Raw genomic sequence first — 21,646 nt, 5'->3', positions numbered from 1 at the left:
CGTCTTTACAGTGCGCGCAGCCGAACTTCCCATTCGATCCGGTCAGGGTCGTACCAGCGGCCCGCGCGTTCCAGTTCGGCACAGGCTGCCGCGTCCCGGCTGCGCAGCCAGAATCCCATCCGCAGCAGATCCTGGCCCTGCCCGAAGGTCTGCCGGGTAATGCGGCGGGCGGTTTCTTCCAGCTGTGCGGCGATTTCGTCCGCCAGTTCCTGTTTGCCGGTGTGGATCAGCCCGCCGGAGTCGGTCAGATTTTTCAGATAGCCGCTCAGGCGGGCGTTCAGGGTCAGGGTATCCAGGGAAGGCTCCCAGCCCAGCAGCGGCAGTTCCAGCGTATACCGTACCGGGCCGCGGCCGGTGGACGCTTCCAGCGAAACGCTGCGCACCTGCCCCTCGATCAGGGCAGCCAGGGCAGTGGCCTCCCGGTCCCACACAGCGGTGCACTGACCGCCCAGGAAAAGCCGGGTATCCCCCGGCACGGCGGTACCGGCGCGGCAGTCTACCTCCAAACAGGGCAGAATCCCGGCTTCGGCCCCGGCCAGGCGATAGAGACGCTGGGTATACAGGCTCTCCCCTTCCGCCTGCTCCAGCTGCCGCAGCAGGGCATACCGATCCTCGCCGGATGCGGGCTGCCAGTCTTCGGCCAGTGTCTGTACGCCGAACACCGCCATATTGGGGCGGCCCGCGCTGTCGTTGGACAGATAGACACAGGCCTCGTACATAGCCTTACCCTGCGCGCCCGGCCCCAGCAGGAGCAGTTCGTTCTGGCCGTAAAAGGCAGTGAGCGGGCTGGCAGACTGGGCATCCTGCAGCGCATCCGCCACCGTGGCCCCCTGCCCGGAAAGCACCAGTGCCTCGGGTTTTGCCTGGCCTGCGTCGGCGCTGGCGCTGCTGGTTACATACACCAGCACCGCCCGCCAGCCGGTTGTATTCCAATCCAGATACAGGGTGTTGACCACCGCCCGGCCGCTGAGCGGTTCCCCGGCACAGCCGGAGGTCAGCAGCAAAAGCAGAACCGCCAGCAGCAGTTTGGCATGCTTCATGGTTTTTTCCTCCTTTTGGGCAGCAGGGCGGCCGCCAGCGCCAGAGCCAGCAAACCGCCGCACACCCATTCCATCTGCTGCGCGGTGCATGTTCCCAGCAGCACGGCCAGGGCGGCACCGCCCGGAATCAGCAGCCAGCGGGAGCGGGCGGTGGGCAGCAGCCCCTGCAGCAGACGAAGCAGCGCCCAGGTACTGAGCATCAGCCGCAGCAGTGCCAGCAGCATCCAGATGGCGACATGCACCGCGTCCAGCCGCCGGAACACCGACACGCCGCCCAGCCGGGCCACCGTGTAGACCGGGTGGCTCTGGTCGGCATAGCCCGCGCCCAGCACCGCCTCTCCCAGCACTGCCAGCGCGGCGGCCACCACCGCCCAGCCTGCCAGCACCGCCGCCGTGACCCGCTGGCCCTGGCGGGGCGTGGGCGCCAGCCAGGCGGGCAGCAGGAATTCCGGTACAAGCAACAGCCGGGCGGGCAGCGCCTGCCACAGCTGGGTCTGCGGCGAGGCCACCACCTGCAGGCTGCTGACCCGCAGCTGCCCCAACACCGACAGTAACAGAAGAACCGCGCCGCCGCCGCAGGCCCACAGGAACACATTGGCGGTGCGGGTGATGCCGCCCAGCCCCGCATGCACCCCGTACAGCACCGCCGCAGCCACCACCGCCGTGTACCAGAACAGGGAGAGTTCCGTTTCAGTTGTATCGCTGTAAAAGCGCTGGGCCTGGTAAAGCTGACAGGCCACCGATACCGCCAGCGCCGCGGCAAAGGCCCCCCGGCAGAGCACCGGCCCGTCGGGCGCCAGACCCCGGCCCGCGGGCAGCAGCAGAATCCAGAGCACCGGCACCGCCAGCGCACAGGCCAGCACCGTGACCTGTGCCCCGGCGCCGGTGGGACGGGTCTGCAGAAGCAGCGGGGCCAGCAGGGCGGTAAACACCACCAGCCCCTGCTGGCGCAGGCTAATCCTCGGTTTCATGGGGCGGCACCTCTTCCCGTATGGTATAGGGGCGGCGGGCCAGCACCCGCCAGGAAAAGCGGAACATCCCGTCCCGCAGCATCCCGGGCCGGGCCGGAACCAGCGGGGCGGTATAGGGCATCCCGAGAAAATCGGTGTTGCAGGCGGAGACCGCCATCACCGCAAACATGCAGGCCACCCCCAGCAGGCCGGCCACCCCGCCCGCCAGGGTAAACAGCAGCCGCAGAGCGGTGGCGGGCTCATAGAGGGCCGGGATCACAAACATGCTGATGGAAGTAAAGGCGGCCACGATCACCACCGGCGTGCTCAGGATGCCTGCATTGATGGCCGCGTCGCCCACGATCAGCGCGCTCACCAGGCTGACCGTGTGGCCGATGGGTTTGGGCAGGCGCAGGCCCGCCTCCCGCACGATCTCCAGCAGGATGAGCACAAAGATCATCTCCAGAAACAGCGGCAGCGGGGTGGCCCGTTCCGCCGCCGCCACCTTATACAACAGCTGGGGCGGGAACAATTCCGGAGAAAACTGGGCAATGGCCACATACACCCCAGGCAGCATCACCGCCAGCAGAAAGGCCAGGAATTTCAGGGCCCGCAGCAGGCTGGCGAAATAGGCCTTGGCAGCGTAGTCGTCCAGGCTTTGAAAGTTCTCAATAAAGAAATGGGGCAGGATCATGGCAAAGGGGCTGCCATTGACCAACAGCACCAGCTTGCCCTCGCAGATTTTGGCGCAGGCCGCGGCGGAGCGCTCGGTATAGCCGGCCTGCTGAAAGAAGCTGAACGGCCCCTTTTGCAGGAAAGGGGCCAGGTAGCTGGAATCCAGCAGCAGCGGGATTTTGGTGTTCTGCAGCCGTCGGCGCACCTTTTCCACCAGTTCGGGCGGGGCCAGGCGGCGGTTGTAGCACAGGGCCACCTCGGTGCCGGTCAGGTCTCCGGCGGTGTGCATCTCGATCACCAGGTCGGGGGTGCGGATCAGTCGGCGCAGCAGGCTGATATTGACCCGCAGCAAATCGCAGAAGCCCTCCCGGGAACCGCGGATATTGCCCTCCCCCGAGGGTTCAGATACCGACCGATAGGCCAGCAGCTGGCTGGAAAGCGCCACCGCCACCGGGCTGCCATCCACCAGCAGGACGGTCATGCCGGCGGTCATGCGGGCAACCAGGTCGTCGAACGTCTCCACCGGCGTGGCCTCCACCGGCAGGTCGCTGGCATGCAGGATATAGTTGGTCAGGGCCGCACCGTCCGGCATGGGCGGGCCCTCCCGACTGAGCAGATCCAGCAGGATCACCCAGAGTTTTTCGGTACTGGACAAGCCGTCAAACATGCAGGCGGCGCACTCCACACCCCGGATCCGCAGATTTTTTGCATACAGATCCATGGAATCGCCAAACATCTGTTTCAGTACCGGAAGATCCTTCTGCAGGCTGCCGGACAGTTTTTCCAAAGACACGGGCGTCACCTCCCGGTTTAGTATGCCGCCCGCACCGCCGGATTACTCACAAGGAGGAATGTGTTATGCTGACCGCCGTTGTGCGCACCGCCCTCATCTATGTGCTGGTGATCGGCACTATGCGGCTGATGGGCAAACGCCAGCTGGGGGAATTGCAGCCCTCGGAACTGGTGTCCACCATTCTGATCTCCAACCTGGCCTCGATTTCTATCGAATCCACCGAACTGCCGCTTTCCGCCAGCATTGTGCCGGTGCTGCTGATCGCGGTGCTGGAACTTTTCAGCAGCGCACTGGTGTTCTGCCGGCCCCGGCTGGGGCGCATCATGGCGGGCAGCCCGGTCATTGTGATCCGCAAGGGGGTGATTGATCAGGCAGCCCTGCGGCGGCTGCGCTTTACCGCCAGCGACCTGATGGAGGCACTGCGGGACCGGCAGGCCTTTGATCCCACCCGGATTGACTACGCGGCGGTGGAGACGAGCGGCACTTTGAGCGTTTATCCCCCGCCCCAGCCGCAGCCGGACGCCCCGCCGCTGCTGCCGGTGCTGGAAGACGGTCTGCCCTGCCCGGAGAACCTGCGGCTTTGCGGCAAGGATGAAGCCTGGCTGGCCCGGCAGCTGGACAAAAAAGGGCTGCAGCCCGGCCAGGTGCTGCTGGTGCTTACCGATGGGGCCCAGCGGGTAATCCTGATTCCACGCGAAACGCAATAAGCGAAAGGAGACGCAGACAATGCAGCGAATTTCGGTGGCGCTGGTGATTCTGCTGTTTATCGCGGCGGCGGTACTGGCAGGCACCGTGTTTCTGGACCGGTTTGCCCAGACGGCCGACGCCGGATTTGAGCAAATTCTGACCGCCGGCGATGAAGGACAGTTTGCGGAAGCACAGGCACTTCTGGGGGAATTGCAGGACTATCTCAAACGCTGTGAGCCCTGGCTGGCCCTGATCGTGCGGCGGGATCAGCTGGGGCAGGCCCGCACCGCCCTGGCAGGCATCCAGCCCTATCTGGCAGCCGATTACTGGGCGGACGGCAAGCTGGAACTTCTGCGGGCACAGGAGCAGCTGCGGGCGGTACTGCATCTGTACCGGCAGGTGTTTTAGGCAAAAGAACCGCCCGGCCTTTGGCGGCCGGGCGGTTCTTTGCTTATATCAGGTTTCTTTTTCTTCTGTGGGCGGGGCAGGCTCCTCATCGGGCTTTTCTTCCCGGCCGTTCATCAGGCCGCGGACCTCTTCCCAGAAGCTCTGCACGTCGCTGAACTGGCGATAGACCGAGGCAAACCGCACGTAGGCCACCTCGTCGATCTTTTTCAGCTCCTTCATGGCCAGGGTACCCACCTGGATGGAGGTTACCTCCTTCTCGCAGGAGCGCAGCAGTTCCTGCTCGATATTGGCCACCGCGTCCTCCAGCATCTGGTAGCTGACCGGGCGCTTTTCGCAGGCGCGCAGCATGCCCATCAGCAGTTTCTGCCGGTCGAACGCCTGGCGGGAATTGTCTTTTTTGATAACCATCAGGGGCACGATTTCCACCGTTTCATGGGTGGTAAACCGCTTGCCGCAGACCAGGCAGGCGCGGCGGCGGCGGATCTTGCTGCCGTCATCCGTGGGGCGCGAATCGATCACCTTGGAATCCGGCGCTCCGCAATAGGGACATCTCATCCGGTGTTATCCTCCCGTATCGGGCCCGGCCGTGCCGGGCGGGGTCTGGCCCCGCAATACCGGGGCGTTGTTTGGTACTATTGTACATGATTTGGCCTGCTTTGTCCATACAGGCGGGTAAAAAAGAACAAGCCGGGCGTATCGTCCGGCTTATCCTTTTTACTTGGCGGTATCAGGCTTTCTTGGCGCGGGGGGCCGCTTTGCCCGGATTGCGGGATTTGCGGTGCTCCCAGAAGGCCCACAGCGAGGTGGTGATGCACAGAGAAGTGTACACACCGGAGATCATACCGGCCATCAGAGGCACGGCAAAGGTGTAGATGCTGTCCAGGCCGAACACGATGGACACCACGCAGACAACACCCAGCGCCAGGCAGGTGGTGATGGTGGTATTCAGGGAACGGCGCAGGCTCTGGCTGATGCTGGTGTTGACCAGCTCGTCAAAGCCCAGCTTGTTGCCATACAGGGTACGGTTCTCGCGGATACGGTCGTATATGACCACCGTGTCGTTGATGGAGTAGCCCAGGATGGTAAGCATGGCCGCAATGAAGTTGGCGTTCAGCGGGATACGGCCGATCACAAACACGCCGTAGACCATGCACAGGTCGATCAGCAGGGCGATGACCGCCATCACGCCGGCGGGCAGACCGCCGATGTTGCGGAAACGCACCATGATGTACAGCAGGATCAGCACCACAGCGGCAGCCACGGCCACCAGGCTCTTCTGCAGGAACTCGTTGCCGATGACCTTATCCACATTGCGGACGGTCAGCTGCTCGAAGTTGTTGTCGGCAAAGGCGCCGGCCAAAGCATCGTCCAGCTGAGCCAGCTGCTCGGTGCTGATGTTGGAAGCACCGGGCATGGTGATGATCACGGTGTTGTCGCCGGTAGCGGCGTTGCTGCCGGTCTGGATGCTCAGGCCGCTGCCCAGCACGTTCTCAGCCTCGGAACGCACCTCGTTCAGATCGATGGTGCCCTCATAGCCGTAGGTCAGGATGGCACCGCCCTTGAACTGGATGTCCATATCCACGCCCAGCACCACGCTGCAGACCAGCACCAGGGCGATCAGCGCGCCGGAGATGGAGAAGAAGATCTTGCGGTGGCCCACAAAGTTCCAGGTACGGGGCTCGGCGTTCTTCTTGGAAGCGCCATACAGCCAGGGGTCGCGCAGGGCCTTGATGCGGGAGATACCCCGCAGCATGACGCGGCTGCACAGAATGCCGAAGAAGAAGTTCAGGATCACGCCCACCAGCAGGGTGTAACCGAAGGAGTACACCGTACCGGCGGTGGAAGGCCCGAAGGCAAAGAACAGCGGGCTCAGCAGCTTGGCCAGGAAGCTGTCGGTGGGGCCGAAGGAGCCCATCAGGATCACGGCCACGATCATCACGGTGATGTTGCCGTCCACGATGGGGGCCAGACCGCGGCTGAAGCCGGCGTTCAGCGCGCCGTCCAGGGTCTTGCCGGCGCGCAGTTCTTCCTTGATGCGCTCGGCGGTGATGACGTTGGCGTCAACGCCCATGCCGATGGCCAGGATGATACCGGCGATGCCGGGCAGGGTCAGGGTGAAGCTGTTGAACACCCCGAAGTAGCCGGACACGGCCGCCAGGGTGGCGGCAACCTGGCCCAGCAGCGCGATGCTGGCGATGAAGCCAGGCAGGCGGTAAACCAGGGTCATGAACAGGAAGATCAGCACAAAGGCAATCACGCCCGCCAGCACCATCGCATCCAGGCTGCCTGCGCCCAGAACCGGGCTCAGGGTGCTGTAGCTCTCCGCCGAGAGGGCGAAGGGCAGCGCGCCGGAATTGATCTGCCGGGCCAGGGTAACGACCTCGTCCTGGGTGAAGTTACCGGTGATCACGGCGCGGCCATCGGTGATGGCCGTCTCCACGTTGGCTACACTGATGCACTCGTCATCCAGCCAGATGCTGATGGGGGTACCGGTGCCGGCCAGCTCGGTGGTGGCAGCGGCAAACGCCGACTTGCCCTCATCGCTGAAGGTCAGCTGCACCAGATACTCCGGCGTAGTGCTGTTTACCTGCTGGTAGCCGGCGGAAGCGGACTCCACCTCGCTGCCTTCCAGGATGATCTCGCCGTCGGCGGTATCCCCCTTGCGGAAGACCATATGCGCGGTGGTGCCGATCTCGTCGATGGCCGCCTGCGGGTCAAACTCGGTGTCGCCCTCTTTCCAGGGGAAACGGACAATGATACGGTCGTTGCCCTCGTCCAGATAGATTTCGCTGTCGGTGATGTTCAGCGCCAGCAGACGCTGCTCGATAACCGACTTGGCGGCTTCCAGCTGTTCGGGGGTGGCATCCAGATCATTCGCCGGCATAAAGGTCACGTCCACGCCGCCCCGGATGTCAATGCCGAAGCGGATGTCCTGCGCGCCTTTGATGTAGGTGGTGGCTGTGTCTCCGTACTGGTAGCTGACCCCGAAAAACGCCGTCCAGGCGAAGATCAGGATCAGGACCGCTACCGCGAAGAAATGCCAGGATTTGCCTTTTCTCTTCATGGGAACCTCCCTATATTTTCGGGCCCGCGGCCCGGAAGTGCCGGATTACTCGGCCAGCAGTTTTTCCACTGTGGCCAGACGCACGCAGATGCACAGCAGCTGCGAAGCGGTGCGCAGCTCGTCCAGCTGCGGATAGGTGGGGGCGATGCGCAGGTGGTTGTCCTTCGGGTCAATGCCGTAGGGGAACGCCGCACCCGCACCGGTGAGCACCACGCCCGCTTCCTTGCACAGCTGCACGGTGCGCTTGGCGCAGCCCTCCTGCAGGTACAGGCTGATGAAGTAGCCGCCCTTGGGGTCGGTCCAGCGGGCGATCTTGCCGCAGCTGGACAGCTGCTCGGCAAAGGTCTGCTTGACCAGGTTGAACTTGGGCTCCAGGATGGCACGGTGCTTCTTCATGTGCTCCAGCACGCCCTGGCGGTTCTTGAGGAACTGCACATGGCGCAGCTGGTTCATCTTGTCGTAGCTGATGATCATGGGCACCATGTTGGAGGTGATGTGCCGGATGTTGATATCGCTGGCCGCCACCGCCGCCACGCCCGCGCCCGGGTAGGTGATCTTGCTGGTGGAGCAGAACAGCAGCGGACGCTGGGGATTGCCCGCCCGCTTGCAGGCCTCCAGAATGTTGGGGATCTCGATCTGCTCGTCGGTCAGGTGATGGACACAGTAGGCGTCGTCCCAGATGATCTTGAAGTCCGGGGCGGCGGTGCGCATCCGGGCCAGCCGGGCCACCGTCTCGCTGCTGTACACATACCCGTCCGGGTTGGAGTAGACCGGCACGCACCAGATACCCTTGATGGTTTCGTCCTCACGGACCAGCTGCTCCACCATGTCCATATCCGGGCCGTCTTCCCGCATGGGAACCGACAGCATCTGGAAGCCGAAGTATTCGGTCACCCGGAAATGCCGGTCATAGCCCGGGGTGGGGCACAAAAACTTGATGCTGTTGAAGAAACGCCAGGGCCGGATGCTGTCCACAAAGCCGGCGCGCCAGCCCAGGTCGATCAGGTAGTACATCATGGCCAGGGAAGAGTTGCCGCAGACGATGACCTCCTCCGGGCTGACCCCCAGCAGGTCGGCAAAGAAACGCCGGGCCTCAGGCATACCGGCCAGCAGGCCGTAGTTGCGGGCGTCCACACCGTCCTCGCCGATGTAGTTGTCCATGTGCAGCATTTCCTTGGACAGGTCCAGCTGCTCGGGGCAGGGCTTGCCGCGGGACATATCCAGCTTGAGGCCCTGTGCCTTGTAGCAGTCGTACTCACCCATCAGCCGGGCATGTTCCGCTTCCAGCTGAGCGCGATCCATTGCAAAGTAATCCGCCATGATCATCTTTCCCTTCTACAATCAGATTCTTTTCCCACTCTATGCGCGCACGCCCGTCCGCGTTTTGGCCCGCGGCCGGGCGTACCCGCTTATTATAGTACAATTCCCGGTTGGAAACAAGCGTTTATGCCGCCTTTTTTGCAAAATCGACCCCCGCGGCCGTTGTTTGCCGCGGGGGTCGAAGACATTTTGCAGGATCAGACCTTCATGTTCAGGCCCTGCTCACCCTTTTCGGTGTTGTCAAATTCATAATCGTTGCCGGGCAGCACCGCGTTCATCACGATGCCCAGGATAGCGGCAATGGCCAGGCCGGACAGGCTGATGGTCAGCTCGGCGCTCTGGTACAGGGGCAGGCCGTTGGGATAGGCGCTGTTGAAGCCCAGCGCGCTGACCAGAATCACCGCCGCGATGATCAGGTTACGGCTGTTGGTGAAGTCCACCTTATTCTCCACCACGTTGCGCACACCGATGGCGGAGATCATGCCGTACAGGATGAAGGAGATACCGCCCACGATGGCAGCGGGGATGGTGTTGATGGCAGCGCCCAGCTTGGGGCAGAAGCTCATCAGGATGGCAAAGCAGGCGGCAATCCGCATGACCAGCGGATCGTAGATGCGGGTCAGGGCCAGCACGCCGGTGTTCTCGCCGTAGGTGGTGTTGGCAGGGCCGCCCAGGAAGCCGGCCAGGCTGGTGGCCAGACCGTCGCCCAGCAGGGTGCGGTTCAGGCCCGGGGCACGGATGTAGTTCTTGCCGGTGGTGGCACTGATGGCGGCGATGTCGCCGATATGCTCCATCATGGTGGCCAGGGCGATGGGCATGATGGTCAGGATGGCGGAGATGTCAAACTTGGCCATAGCGCTGGTGCTGAGGGGAATACCGAACCAGTCGGCAGAAGCGATGGCGGCGAAGTCCACCCGACCCATGATCAGGGCCGCCACATAGGAGACCACCACACCGATCAGGATGGGCAGGATCTTGACCATGCCCTTGCCCCAGATGTTGCAGACCACCACGGTGCCCAGGGCGATCAGGGCCAGCACCCAGTCGGACGAGCAGTTGTTGATGGCGGAGGGGGCCAGGATCAGGCCGATGGCGATGATGATGGGACCGGTGACCACCGGCGGGAAGAACCGCATGATCCGGCGCACACCGAAAGCGGTAATCAGGCCGCTCATGACCAGATACAGCAGACCGGCCGCCACCACGCCGCCGCAGGCGTAGGGAAGCATCTCGGTGTTGGGAACGGTCAGGTTGCCGCTTTCATCCGCCAGCATGGGGGCCACAATGCCGAAGCCGCCCAGGAACGCAAAGGACGAGCCCAGGAACGCGGGCACCTTGCCGCCGGTGATAAAGTGGAACAGCAGCGTGCCCAGACCCGCACACAGCAGGGTGGTGGAAACGTTCAGGCCGGTGAGCAGCGGCACCAGCACGGTGGCGCCGAACATGGCGAAGGTGTGCTGCGCACCCAGCACCAGCGTTTTGCCCGCGCCCAGTTCCCGCACATTGTAAATGGCGGTCATCTCATTTTGTTTCTGCATGGAAGTTCTCCTCTCCTCTTCACATCTCTATCGCAGCTGCCCCAAAGGCAGATACGCCATAAAAAAGGCACCGCCCCGAAAGAGGCGATGCCGTATGCTGACTAAATAAGGAAAACGGAAAGAAAGCCGCCCCGGGCGGCCAAAAAACGGAACAGGCGCATCCCGGATTTTTTCTGCATGGCGCGCGCCCCCTTCCGCTCAAATCTTAACCATCATACCAGAAAGCGCGGCCGGATGCAAGACCCTTGCCGCGCTTTTTTTACAACAAACTACAAACAGCGGATCAGCAGCATATAGAGCAGCGTACCGCCGGCGATGCTGAGCAGGGTGTTTCGCCGCCATACATGCAGCGCCACCGTGGCCGCCCCCGCCGCCAGCGCCGGGACCCAGCCGGACAAAGCGGCAAAGGAGGTGCTTCGCAAACAGTAGACCACCAGGATGGCCATGACCGCTGGCGGCAGGCGCTCGCCCAGGCGGCGCACCAGGGCGGGAGGCTGCCCGCCCCGGCCCAGCGCCAGAAACGGCAGCGCCCGCAGAGCAATGGTCACCCCGGCGCAGACCAGGATCAGCAGCAGCGTATGAAGTTCAGGACGCATGGTGTGCCTCCTCCCCCGCCGGCTGGCCGCCGGGGATCAGCAGCGCCGCCGCCACCAGCATGGCCGGGATGATAAACCGGTCCTGCCCCAGCACCAGCAGACAGACAAGCCCCGCCGCCAGCCCGATCAGAGCGGGCCGGTGCCGGCGGGCGGCCAGCCACTGTTCGGCAAATATCACCAGAAACAAAGCGGTCATGGCAAAGTCGATGCCGGTGGCATCAAAAGGCAGGCTGGCCCCCAGTATTCCGCCCAGCACCGAGCCGGCTACCCAGTACAGCTGGTCCAGCGCGCTGATCAGCAGCAGGGTGCGGTCCGGGTTCAGGCCCGGCGGGGTCTGCTCGCTGCACAGCAGCGAATAGGTCTCGTCAGTCAGAGAGAAAACCATATAGGGGCAGGCTTTGCCCATGGCGCGGAACCGTTCCAGAAAGGTGACCCCGTAAAACAGGTGGCGGCCATTGACCGCCAGGGTCATCAGCGCGGTGGTCAGCACCCCGGCCCCGCCGGTGATCAGACCCACCAGCGCGAACTGCATCGAACCCGCGTAGACGATCCCGCTGATCAGCAGCGCCCAGGGCCAGCCGTAGCCCGCCTGGCTGAGCAGCACCCCGAACGCCACGCCCAGGAACACATAGCCGCAGAGTACCGGCAGGGTGCGGCGCAGCGCATAGCGCAGTTCCTGCTTCATCCCTCTTCCCCCTTTTGAAAAGCACCCGGAGAAGCGCTCTCCGGGTGCCGGTTTTTACAGCTGAACCTTGTGGTAGACCTTCTTGCCTTTCTTGACCACCACGCCGCCGCGCAGAGCTTCCTCCGCAACGGTCAGGGTCGGGTCGGTGACCTTCTCGCCGTCCAGCAGGATGCCGCCCTGGGCAATCAGCTGACGGGCTTCCCGCTTGCTGGGCACCAGGCCCGCCGCCAGCAGCAGATCCAGCACGCCGATCTTGCCGTCGGTCAGCTGGTCAGCGGTCAGGGTGGTGGAGGGCATGTGATCCGCGTCGGCCGCGCCGCTGAACAGGCTGCGGGCAGTGGCCAGCGCCTTGTCGGCCTCTTCCTTGCTGTGCACCAGGCTGGTCAGCTCGTAGGCCAGTTTTTCCTTGGCGGCGTTAATGGCCTTGCCGTCGTGCACATCGATGGCCTCGATCTCGTCCAGATCCACGCTGGTCAGCAGGCGCAGGCAGTTCTGAACCTCGGCGTCGTCGATGTTGCGCCAGTACTGGAAGAACTCGTAGGGGCTGGTTTTCTCGGGATCGAGCCACACAGCGCCCTTTTCGGTCTTGCCCATCTTCTTGCCCTCCTTGGTGGTGAGCAGGGTGAAGGTCAGGCCGTAGACCTCCCGCTGGTCGCAGCGGCGGTTCAGTTCCACGCCGCCGATGATGTTGCTCCACTGGTCGTTGCCGCCGAACTCCATCTTGCAGCCGGTCTCGCGGGCCAGCTTCAGGAAGTCGTAGCTCTGCATCAGCATGTAGTTGAACTCAATGAAAGAGAGCCCGCGCTCCAGACGGGTGCGGAAGCACTCGGCGGTGAGCATCTTGTTCACCGAGAAGTGCACGCCGATCTCCCGCAGGAAATCGATGTAGTTCAGGTTCAGCAGCCAGTCGGCGTTGTCCATCATCAGGGCCTTGCCGTCGCTGAAATCCACGAACTTGCTCATCTGGCGGCGGAAGCAGTCCGCGTTGTGCTGGATGTCCTCCCGGGTGAGCATCTTGCGCATATCGGTCTTGCCGGTGGGATCGCCCACCATGGTGGTGCCGCCGCCCAGCAGGGCGATGGGCCGGTGGCCGTAGTCCTGCATATGCTTCATGACAACCAGCTGCAGGAAATGGCCCACATGCAGGCTGTCGGCGGTGGCGTCAAAGCCGATGTAGAAGGTGACCTTCTCGCTGCCCAGCAGCTTGCGCACCGCTTCTTCGTCGGTGCACTGGGCCACCAGGCCACGGTCTTTGAGCATGTCGAATACATTGTCGTAGGTTCTCATGGTTTACCCTCCTGTTTTTTGCGGCAAACGGCGCAAAAAAACGCCCTCTGCCAATGTGAATTGGCAGAGGGCGGACAGTTCCGCGGTACCACCTCTGTTCACCGGCGCCTCACGGCGACGGCCTCACGGGTGCAAACAACACCCTAGCGCTGTAACGTGCGCACACGGCCCGGCCTACTGTTGGTTCAGCCTGCTGCTCCGGGATGTATTCCCCCGCCCGCGCGCCGCTCTTTTCACCAGCCAGAGCTTCTCTGTACCGCGTGGATGGCGAGGTACTGGTTCCCTTCCCCGCATTTAATAGTCAAAGTTTACCGCCGCCGGACGGTTTTGTCAAGCCTTTTGCGCTGCAAAGCCGGATATGGTATAGTAATAGGGATTTGAAACTGTCCGGGAGGGATCGGTTTTGCGATGTGAACTTTGCCCCCGCCGCTGCGGGGCCGACCGTACAAGGCAGGCCGGGTACTGCGGGGCGGGCAGCGCCCTGCGGGTGGCCCGGGCCGCGCTGCATTTCTGGGAAGAGCCCTGCATCAGCGGCGCCCGGGGCAGCGGCACGGTGTTTTTCAGCGGCTGCCCGCTGAAATGCTGCTACTGCCAGAACTGGAAGATCAGCGCTGAGGGATTCGGCAAGGAGATTGCCCTTGAAAGGCTGACCGAAATTTTTCTGGAACTGCAGGCCAAGGGGGCCCATAACCTGAATCTGGTGACCGCCACCCCCTGGCTGGAGTGGATTCTGCCCGCCCTGGACGAGGCCCGGCGGCGGGGCTGCACCTTGCCGGTGGTATACAACACCGGCGGGTACGAAACGCTGGAAACGGTGGAGCGGCTGACCTCCTACGTGGATATCTGGCTGGCGGATGTGAAGTATGTGTCGCCGGCGCTTTCGCGGGAATATTCCGGCGCGGCGGATTACTTTGCCGTATGTGAGCAAGCAGTGACCCGGATGCTGGAACTTACCGGCGCGCCGGTGTACGACGGGGAAGGCATCCTGCAAAGGGGCGTGATTCTGCGTCACCTGGCCCTGCCGGGCTGCCTGGAGGATTCCAAGGCGGTGCTGGACTGGATGGCCGCTCTGCCGAAGGGCAGTTTTATCCCCAGCCTGATGAGCCAGTACACCCCTTTTTACAAGGCGGCGGAGCACAAAAACCTGCGGCGGCGCATCAGCACCTGGGAATACCGCCAGGTAATCGACCGGGCGGTGGATCTGGGGCTGACCGAGGGCTATATGCAGGAAAAAAGCAGCGCGCGGGAGGAGTACACCCCGCCGTTTGATCTGGAGGGCGTATGAACACCATGAGTTTTGTGGGCGCAGTGGCCAGCCTTGGCTATCTGGCGCTGTTCTGGTGGTGCGGCTGGGCGCTGGCCCGGCGGGCGCTGCCCGGGGATGGGGCGGAAGTGCTGCTACCGCTGAGCGGAGCATTCTGCACGGCCCTGCTGGCAGGACTGCCCGCCGTGTTTGCGCTGGGGCTTGGCTTTACGCTGCCGGCGGTGCTGGCGGCGGGGGCCGCGGCGCTGGGGCTGGGGCTGTGGGCGACATTAAGCGGCAAACAACCCGCCCTGCCCCGGCCGGGCAAGGATCTGGCGGCGCTGCTGGCCTGTGTGCTGCCGCTGCTGGCGGTGACCCTGTGGCTGCTGCACACCCATGTGCTGCTGGGCCGGGACGGCGCCTACTGGTGCGGCCAGAGCACCTACGGCGATCTGCCCATGCACCTGGCCTTTATCAAAAGCATTGCGGTGCGGGGGCAGTTTCCGCCCATCTATCCCCTGCTCAGCGGCAGCGAGGCTTTCGGCTACCCCTATTTGAGCGAGACGGTGAGCAGCGTTTTCCTGCTGACCGGTGCCTCCCTGAAAGCAGCCTATATTCTGCCCTGTATCCCGGCGCTGGTGTCGGTGTTCGGCAGCCTGTGGGCGCTGGGCCGGTCGGTGCTGGGCGGGCGCGGCGCGGCCAGCCTGGCCTACTGGCTGTTTTTCATGGGCAGCGGATTCGGGTTTGTGTATTTTCTCGGCGGCGGATGGGAAAACTTTACCCGCATCTTTACCGCCTACTATGAGACCCCTACCAACTATGTGGAGGAGAACATCCGCTGGGTGAATCCCATTGCCGACCTGCTGGTGCCCCAGCGGGCCACCCTGTTCGGCTGGGCGGTGGGTTTTGCCTGTTTGTATCTGCTGTGGCGGTTTGCCTGGCAGCAAGAGCGTCGGCTGTGGGGCTGGCTGTGGCTGCTGGCCGCGCCGCTGCCGCTGCTGCAGGCCCATGCGGCGCTGGTGCTGGTAATCCTGGCCGGGGCCGGGTTTGTGTTTGCGCTGGTCCGCGGCCCCCGCACCAAAGCGGCGGTGCTGCCCTGGCTGGCCTGGGCCGGGGCGCAGGCGGTGGTGTGGATCCCGCTGGTGTTCACCCAGCTGATGACCGGCGGGCAGACCGGGGGCAGTTTTTTTCAATGGCACTGGAACTGGGCCAACGAGGGAGACAACTATTTCTGGTTCTATATCAAGAACATCGGCCTGGTGTATCTGCTGATTGTGCCCGGTTTTCTGTGGGCGGGGCGCAAACTGCGGGAACTGTATGCCGGCGGGCTGGCCATCCTGCTGCTGGCAGAGGTGATGCTGTTCCAGCCCAACCCCTATGACAACAACAAGCTGCTCTACTTCTGGCATCTGCTGAGCTGCCTGCTGGCGGCGGGACTGATCTGTGGGCTGGCCGCAAAGCTGCCCAAGAAGCCCGCCCGGGTACTGCTGGTAAGCGTGGTGGTTCTGCTGGGCTGCGTGGGCAGTGTGCTCACGATAGGCCGGGAGTGGGTGAGCGAATACCAGCAGTTCGGCGCGGCAGAGGCCGCGGTGGGCAGCTATGTGGATGAGAACGCCCCGGCCGACGCGGTGTTCCTGACCGGCACCCAGCACCAGAACCCGGTGGCCAGCCTGGCCGGGCGGCAGATCGTGTGCGGCTCGTCGCTGTATGTGTACTACCACGGCAAGGATTATTACGGTCAGGCAGAGCTGGTGCGCCAGCTGTATGAGGAACCCAGCGAGGAACTTCTGGCCCGGCTGGGGGTGGATTTTGTGATGATCGGCCCCTGGGAACGCAGCGATTACGCCGCCCTGGACGAGAACTTTTACCGCAGCCGGTACCCGGTATGGTACGAGGCAGACGGGTACAGCATTTACCAGATCACAGAACCGTAAAAAACGCCTGTGCGGTGCATAGCACCGCACAGGCGTTTTCTTGTTTTGGGATAAAAGGTTATTCCGCAGCGTCCGCCAGGGCAAAGTCCACATTGCCCAGCGCGATGTCCACGCGGGTAACCTTGACCCGGACGGTATCGCCCAGCGCCCAGCTTTTGCCGGAAATGGGGTCGGAGACACGCACCCCGTCGGTGAGCACCGGCTCACCCTGGCAGATTTCGACGGTGCGCAGCATGCCCTCCACGGTATTGGGCAGTTCCACATAGACGCCGTGGGCGGCCACGCCGCTGACCACACCCTCGAACTCCTGCCCCAGACGGGCCTGCATATACTCGGCCTTGTAGCAGCTGGTGGCGCTGCGCTCGGTCTGCATGGCCAGCACCTCCCGGGCGCTGGACTGGTCGGCCGCGGCCTGGGCAAAGTCCTGATACCGCTCTTTCAGGGTATTCTCACTTGCGCCGGCGATCAGATCGCTCAGGATCCGGTGGATGGCCAGGTCGGGGTACCGGCGGATGGGGCTGGTAAAGTGGGCATAGTCCTCCAGCGCCAGGCCGAAATGCCCCTTGGGCGCGGTCTCGTAGCAGGCCTTGGACATGCAGCGCAGTACGCCGGTGTGGATGGCCCGCTCCAGCGGCTGGCCGCGGGTAGCGTCCAGCAGCTGGGCAAAGTCGCGGGGGGCAGGGCCCTCCGGCGGGAATTTCACATTCACATTGCAGGCGGTGAGCAGGGTCTGCAGACGCTCCAGTCGCTCGGCATCGGGCTTCTCGTGCACCCGGTAGACAAAGGGCGCCTTGGCCTTGCGGGCCGCTTTGGCAGCGCACTGGTTGGCCAGCAGCATGCACTCCTCAATGATCATCTCGCTGCGGCCCCGCTCCCGGCAGACCACGTCCACGCAGCGGCCGTTGGCGTCCAGCACGATCTTGGCCTCGTCGCTCTCGATCTCCAGGCCGCCCCGCTCCTTGCGGCGGGCCGCCCGCAGACGGTACAGCTCATCCAGAACCGGCAGCTGCAGCGCCACCTGCGCATATTTATCCGCCAGCTCGGCGTTGCCCTGCCCGGCCAGCAGGGCATTGATCTCGTCGTACACACCCTTGACCCGGCTGCGGATAACCGTTTTGGCAAAGGCATAGCGCACGATCTCGCCCCGGGCATCCAGCTCCATCATGCAGGAGAAGGCCAGGCGCTCCTCCTGGGGGTTCAGGCTGCAGATACCGTTGGACAGCTGCCGGGGCAGCATGGGCAGCACGCTCTCGCCGAAATACACCGAGGTGCCCCGCTGGAAGGCCTCGCCGTCCAGGGCGGTACCGGGCTTGACATACTCGCTCACATCCGCGATGTGCACGCCCAGCCGGTAACCGGCAGCGGTACGCTCGATGCTCACCGCGTCGTCGATATCCTTGGTGGAGGCAGAGTCAATCGTAAAAATGGGCGTATCCCGCAGATCCAGACGGCCCCGGATCTGGGCGGGCTGCACGGTGGCATTCTCCAGCGTCCGGGCTTCGGCCTTGACCTTTTCCGGGAAGCGCCGGTTCAGCCCGGCGGCGTAGAGAAGCGCCTCAATGCAGTGGCCGGCCTGTTCGGCACTGCCGAACCGCATGGCCACACCGGCCCGGTGGTCGGCGTGATGGTCGCCCCGTTCCAGGATTTCCACCGCGGCCTTTTCGCCGGGGCGGGCGCCGCCGTCGGCGCTCTTTTTGATATACAGCAGGTTGTCCGGGCTCACGTCCGGCTTCAGGGCCAGGCGGCCCTCCGCCTCCACGATCTCACCCACAAAGGTGTTGTGGGGTTCCAGAATGGAGACGACCTCCCCTTCCTGAGAACCGGCCACCCGGGGATGGTCAAACAGACGCACCAGCACCTGGTCGCCGGGCATGGCGCCCAGCAGGCTGCGGCCGGGGATGAAGATATCCCCTTCCCCGTCCAGGCGGGAGGCGAAACCGAACCGGCGGCCCAGCTTGACCAGCCGGCAGGGGAACGCCTTGTCCGCATCGCCGGTGCGGGTCAGGAAATAGGCGCCGTCCTTTTCGCGCAGCATTCCGCGCCACACCAGTTCCTCCACGGTGCGCTGAACCTTTTTATCGTTGCCCAGCCGCTTTTTTAGTTCTTTCAGGCGGCAGGGCCGTTTTTCGATCTCTTTCAGAATCTTGGTTTGCAGTGACATATAATTTTACCCTTTCTCATTCTTCCCTGTCGGACGGCCCCTGCCGCCCGGCACGAACAAAAGGGCCCGCGAACGGCGGACCCTTCCATTCTTTTTTACCTGTACAGATCAAGCACCCAGGTGAGCGCTCAGCACGCCGACCAGGATGGTGACCACGATGAACACCGCACCGGCGATCTTGGTGGCCTTGGCCAGGTTGGCGTCGCGGCCACGGCTGCGGCCGGCTTCGGCCTGGCTGTCACCGCCCATGATGACGCCGGACAGGCCGCGGCCCTTGGGCTCCTGCATCATGGTGAACACGATGATGGCAACGGCGGCGATGATCAGAACAACGCCGCTGATGATCTCAAGAATACTCATGAATGGACGCTCCTTTTACGAATACGCAGTTTGATACAAGACTTAATGTAGCATATCCGGCGGATAATTGCAACCTAAAAACGAAAAAACCGCAAAAAAAGCCCGGTTTTGCCTCCACTCCACGAAGCGTAGGTTGTGCCGGGGCCGCCCGACCTGTTATGATTACGGCAGACAACAACCCGAAACGGGAGGAGAACGATATGGACACCTATGTGACAGGCAGCACCATCCGGCGGCTGCGGGAGGAAAAGGGGCTTACCCAGGCGCAGCTTGCCGAAACGATCGACGTGAGCGCCAAGGCTGTTTCCAAATGGGAGACCGCCAAAGGATTGCCGGACATTTCGCTGATCGAACCGCTGGCAGCGGCGCTGGGTGTTTCGGTGATGGAACTGCTTTCCGGCCAGACAGTGGTAAACCGGAACCGGGCCGGCAACATGCTGCGGGCACGGTTTTACGTATGTCCTCTTTGCGGCAATGTGATCCACGCAGCCGGAGAGGCGGTGGTAAGCTGCTGCGGTGTGACCCTGCCGGCGCTGGAGCCGGAGGATACCGATGAGGATCACCGCATCCTGGTGGAGCCGGTGGAGGATGAAGCGTTCCTGTCGGTACCGCATCCGATGACCAAAAACCACCGCATCTCGTTTCTGGCATATGTGACGGCCGACCGGTTCCAGCTGGTGAAGCTGTACCCGGAAGGAAACGCGGAATGCCGCCTGCGGCTGCAGAAATCCGGGTATCTGTACCTGTACTGCAACCACCACGGCCTGATGCGCCAGAAAGTGTGACCGCATAAAAAACGGGCGCCCGCTGCGGGGCGCCCGTTTTATTGTTTAGTGACGGCCGTGGAGAACCGGGCTCAGCGGCTTGTAGATCAGGAAGGTCAGCGCCGCGTCGATCAGGCCCTTGACCAGGGTGAACGGTGCGTTGAAGACCAGCAGGCATTCCAGCAGGCCATCGGAGCCGGGACGGATGGCGTTGTAGGCGGCCAGGATCTTGTCCATGCCGCCGAACATGGCAGCGTACACCGGGTAGCTGATGAAGTAGTTGACCGGGATGGAGATTACAGCCATAACCGCCGCGCCCACCAGAGCGCCGATCACCGCGCCCATACGGGTCTTTTTGTATTTGTAGATCAGACCGGCAACGCCCACAAAGGACGCGCCCAGCAGGAAGTTGCACACTTCGCCGATGCCGCCGGTGCTGCCGCGGAACAGCAGATTAAACAGGTTCTTGAGCAGGCAGACCACAATGCCGGAGACAGGCCCCAGGCTGAAAGAAGCCAGCAGGGCGGGCAGTTCGGACACGTCCATCTTGACAAAGGACGGGATGATGGGCAGACTGAAGTCCAGGAACATCAGCACGGTGGCAATGGCCGCCAGCATGGCGGTAACAACGGTCTTGTGGACTCTTGCAGAATGGGTAGTCATGATAGGTACTCCTCCCGGGCAGTTTCGCCCTGTTTGATTTTTGCGAAAGGCTGCCCCAACGTGTGGACAGGGAGGAAACAAAAAACGCGCCCTTCTGCAAAGCATTGCAAAAGGGCGCGGCAAATGTACAGATACCCTGCCGTTTCTTTCATCCGGACTATACCGTCGGCTCTGGAATCTCACCAGATCGGCATCCATACAGGATGTTCGCGGGCTGTACCGCCGGTGGGGAATTGCACCCCGCCCTGAAACAGACTTTCTGCATAGTATTATATGCGCTTTGCATAGAAATTGCAACAACAATTTTGCAATAAGCGGAAAGGTCTGGTATAATCGTGGAAGAATACTCCGAATCGGCAAGGCAGGTGTTTCGTTTGTTCGACACATTACGGACCTATTGGACAGAAAATCCGGGCTCGCTGCTGCGGCTGGGCGGCGCGGTCGTATTGTTCGCCGTCGTCTATCTGATCAGCCGCCTGGTGCGGCACAAGCTGCTGCCCTGGGCACAGAAGCGGGTGGACCGGCGCAAGAACCGGCTGCCCGGTATCCTGCTGAAGGGCTTTTCCAAGCCGCTTCCGGTGCTGATCTGGGTGCTGGGGCTGTATGCGGCGCTGTTCTTTCTTCCTTTGCCGGATGCCTGGCTGGACGAACTGCTGCGCTGGGCGCTGCGGCTGCTGCGCATTGCCCTGATCGGTCTGCTGGCCTGGGGGCTGATCGGTTCCAGCGATATTGCGCCGATGATGGTGCAGAATGTGCAGGGCAAGCTGGACGTGGAGGTGGACAAAACCGCCGCCGCCTTCATCAATAAGATTCTCAAGATCGTGGTGATCTGCTTTGCCGTGGTGATGGTGCTGGGCGAGATGAACTTTGACGTGAACGGTCTGCTGGCCGGCTTCGGTCTGGCTGGCCTGACCGTTTCGCTGGCCGCCAAGGAAAGCGCCACCAACCTGTTCAGCGGGCTGATCCTGATCACCGAAAAGCCCTTTTCGCTGGGGGACTGGATCCAGACCGGCACGGTAGAGGGTTCGGTGGAGGATATCGGGTTCCGCTCTACCCGGGTGCGCACACTGGACGGCTCGCTGGTAACGGTGCCCAACAGCCAGCTGTGCGCCGACAACATTGTAAACGCCACCCAGCGCACCCTGCGGATGCTGCGGTTTACGCTGGGGGTCACCTACGACACCCCCCGCGCCACCATTGAAAGCCTGATGGAGGAATTGCGGACCATGCTGTCCGCCCGGGAGGATGTGGACAGCAGCACCGTGCGGGTACGGTTGACCGGGTTTTCCGCCAGCAGCATCGACATTCTGGTGCAGTGCGCGGTGAAAACACCGGATCTGGCCGTGTTCCTGGCCACGCAGGAGCAGATCAATCTGGAAATTCTGGACATCATGCAGCGGCAGGGCGCGGAGTTTGCGTTCCCCTCGCAGACGGTGTATATGAAACAGGAATAAAGGCAAGGCCCGGACGGTTTCCGT

The 21,646-nt window shown here is 63.0% G+C and carries 19 protein-coding genes, 1 riboswitch and 1 other annotated feature; of the genes, 6 read left to right on the top strand and 13 right to left on the bottom strand.

The features are described from left to right. Positions 1 to 5: 5 nt before the first annotated feature. From B5E65_RS00205 to B5E65_RS00195, 3 genes are read right to left on the bottom strand one after another with little or no spacing between them, the layout of a single operon-like run. Complete coding sequence (locus tag B5E65_RS00205) at positions 6 to 1,040, bottom strand: Ger(x)C family spore germination protein (protein ID WP_087169769.1); 1,035 nt, start codon at positions 1,038 to 1,040, stop codon at positions 6 to 8. Beyond that, on the bottom strand, positions 1,037 to 2,011 hold the full coding sequence (locus tag B5E65_RS00200) for a hypothetical protein (protein WP_087169768.1): 975 nt from the start codon (positions 2,009 to 2,011) through the stop codon (positions 1,037 to 1,039). Before B5E65_RS00200 ends, B5E65_RS00205 begins: the two co-directional genes overlap by 4 nt. Beyond that, positions 1,995 to 3,458: a spore germination protein gene (locus tag B5E65_RS00195; protein WP_242957436.1), complete on the bottom strand. Its 1,464-nt coding sequence runs from the start codon at positions 3,456 to 3,458 to the stop codon at positions 1,995 to 1,997. Before B5E65_RS00195 ends, B5E65_RS00200 begins: the two co-directional genes overlap by 17 nt. 65 nt (positions 3,459 to 3,523) lie before the next feature. On the opposite strand from B5E65_RS00195, the gene B5E65_RS00190 reads away from it, so the two are divergent. Then, positions 3,524 to 4,165 carry a DUF421 domain-containing protein gene (locus B5E65_RS00190; protein WP_087169767.1) on the top strand — a complete coding sequence of 214 codons (642 nt, stop codon included), beginning with the start codon at positions 3,524 to 3,526 and terminating at the stop codon, positions 4,163 to 4,165. A 19-nt stretch (positions 4,166 to 4,184) separates the two neighbouring features. Further along, positions 4,185 to 4,553, top strand: a complete 369-nt coding sequence (locus B5E65_RS00185) for a DUF4363 family protein (RefSeq protein ID WP_087169766.1) — start codon at positions 4,185 to 4,187, stop codon at positions 4,551 to 4,553. A gap of 48 nt (positions 4,554 to 4,601) precedes the next feature. On the opposite strand, the gene nrdR is transcribed toward B5E65_RS00185, so the two are convergent. The 7 genes from nrdR to tyrS form a co-directional block, all read right to left on the bottom strand. Continuing rightward, the gene (gene nrdR, locus B5E65_RS00180) at positions 4,602 to 5,108 is read right to left on the bottom strand and encodes a transcriptional regulator NrdR (protein ID WP_087169765.1); all 507 of its coding nucleotides are present in this window, start codon (positions 5,106 to 5,108) and stop codon (positions 4,602 to 4,604) included. A gap of 172 nt (positions 5,109 to 5,280) precedes the next feature. After that, the gene (secF, locus tag B5E65_RS00175; RefSeq protein WP_087169764.1) at positions 5,281 to 7,617 is read right to left on the bottom strand and encodes a protein translocase subunit SecF; all 2,337 of its coding nucleotides are present in this window, start codon (positions 7,615 to 7,617) and stop codon (positions 5,281 to 5,283) included. Between the two features lie 45 nt (positions 7,618 to 7,662). Next, entirely contained in the window at positions 7,663 to 8,943 is a 1,281-nt protein-coding gene (locus B5E65_RS00170) for an aspartate aminotransferase type Ic (RefSeq protein WP_343286374.1), read from the bottom strand. 191 nt (positions 8,944 to 9,134) lie between these two features. Beyond that, positions 9,135 to 10,475, bottom strand: a complete 1,341-nt coding sequence (locus B5E65_RS00165; protein ID WP_087169762.1) for a uracil-xanthine permease family protein — start codon at positions 10,473 to 10,475, stop codon at positions 9,135 to 9,137. Between the two features lie 269 nt (positions 10,476 to 10,744). Continuing rightward, positions 10,745 to 11,071: a branched-chain amino acid transporter permease gene (locus tag B5E65_RS00160; RefSeq protein WP_087169761.1), complete on the bottom strand. Its 327-nt coding sequence runs from the start codon at positions 11,069 to 11,071 to the stop codon at positions 10,745 to 10,747. After that, positions 11,061 to 11,756 (bottom strand): AzlC family ABC transporter permease, encoded by a 696-nt coding sequence (locus B5E65_RS00155; RefSeq protein ID WP_087169760.1) that lies wholly within the window; start codon positions 11,754 to 11,756, stop codon positions 11,061 to 11,063. Before B5E65_RS00155 ends, B5E65_RS00160 begins: the two co-directional genes overlap by 11 nt. Positions 11,757 to 11,810: 54 nt before the next feature. Next, complete coding sequence (tyrS, locus tag B5E65_RS00150; RefSeq protein WP_087169759.1) at positions 11,811 to 13,043, bottom strand: tyrosine--tRNA ligase; 1,233 nt, start codon at positions 13,041 to 13,043, stop codon at positions 11,811 to 11,813. 63 nt (positions 13,044 to 13,106) lie between these two features. Next, positions 13,107 to 13,341, bottom strand: a binding site (T-box leader). Positions 13,342 to 13,446: 105 nt separating this feature from the next. Between tyrS and B5E65_RS00145 the strand changes: the two genes are divergently transcribed. Together B5E65_RS00145 and B5E65_RS00140 are read left to right on the top strand one after the other, a co-directional pair. Further along, positions 13,447 to 14,328 (top strand): radical SAM protein, encoded by an 882-nt coding sequence (locus tag B5E65_RS00145; protein WP_087169758.1) that lies wholly within the window; start codon positions 13,447 to 13,449, stop codon positions 14,326 to 14,328. Then, positions 14,325 to 16,220 (top strand): hypothetical protein, encoded by a 1,896-nt coding sequence (locus tag B5E65_RS00140; RefSeq protein ID WP_087169757.1) that lies wholly within the window; start codon positions 14,325 to 14,327, stop codon positions 16,218 to 16,220. Before B5E65_RS00145 ends, B5E65_RS00140 begins: the two co-directional genes overlap by 4 nt. Positions 16,221 to 16,278: 58 nt before the next feature. Here B5E65_RS00140 and rnr read toward each other — a convergent pair whose 3' ends face one another. Together rnr and secG are read right to left on the bottom strand one after the other, a co-directional pair. After that, on the bottom strand, positions 16,279 to 18,381 hold the full coding sequence (gene rnr, locus B5E65_RS00135; RefSeq protein ID WP_087169756.1) for a ribonuclease R: 2,103 nt from the start codon (positions 18,379 to 18,381) through the stop codon (positions 16,279 to 16,281). Positions 18,382 to 18,489: 108 nt separating this feature from the next. Further along, positions 18,490 to 18,741 carry a preprotein translocase subunit SecG gene (secG, locus tag B5E65_RS00130; protein ID WP_087169755.1) on the bottom strand — a complete coding sequence of 84 codons (252 nt, stop codon included), beginning with the start codon at positions 18,739 to 18,741 and terminating at the stop codon, positions 18,490 to 18,492. Between the two features lie 200 nt (positions 18,742 to 18,941). On the opposite strand from secG, the gene B5E65_RS00125 reads away from it, so the two are divergent. After that, positions 18,942 to 19,526, top strand: a complete 585-nt coding sequence (locus tag B5E65_RS00125) for a helix-turn-helix domain-containing protein (protein WP_087169754.1) — start codon at positions 18,942 to 18,944, stop codon at positions 19,524 to 19,526. A 45-nt stretch (positions 19,527 to 19,571) separates the two neighbouring features. Here the strand turns inward: B5E65_RS00125 and B5E65_RS00120 are convergent, their stop codons facing one another. After that, a complete protein-coding gene (locus B5E65_RS00120) occupies positions 19,572 to 20,168 on the bottom strand; it encodes an ECF transporter S component (protein ID WP_087169753.1) in 597 nt (198 codons plus the stop codon). Between the two features lie 136 nt (positions 20,169 to 20,304). Further along, positions 20,305 to 20,425: riboswitch (FMN riboswitch) on the bottom strand. A gap of 117 nt (positions 20,426 to 20,542) precedes the next feature. Between B5E65_RS00120 and B5E65_RS00115 the strand changes: the two genes are divergently transcribed. Next, complete coding sequence (locus tag B5E65_RS00115; protein ID WP_087169752.1) at positions 20,543 to 21,622, top strand: mechanosensitive ion channel family protein; 1,080 nt, start codon at positions 20,543 to 20,545, stop codon at positions 21,620 to 21,622. The last annotated feature ends 24 nt before the right edge of the window (positions 21,623 to 21,646 follow it).

The organism is Gemmiger sp. An120, assembly GCF_002160955.1.
Classification (GTDB): domain Bacteria; phylum Bacillota; class Clostridia; order Oscillospirales; family Ruminococcaceae; genus Gemmiger_A; species Gemmiger_A avium.
Note: the sequence above shows the minus strand (reverse complement) of the source record. Positions and strands in the feature narration are given on the sequence as shown.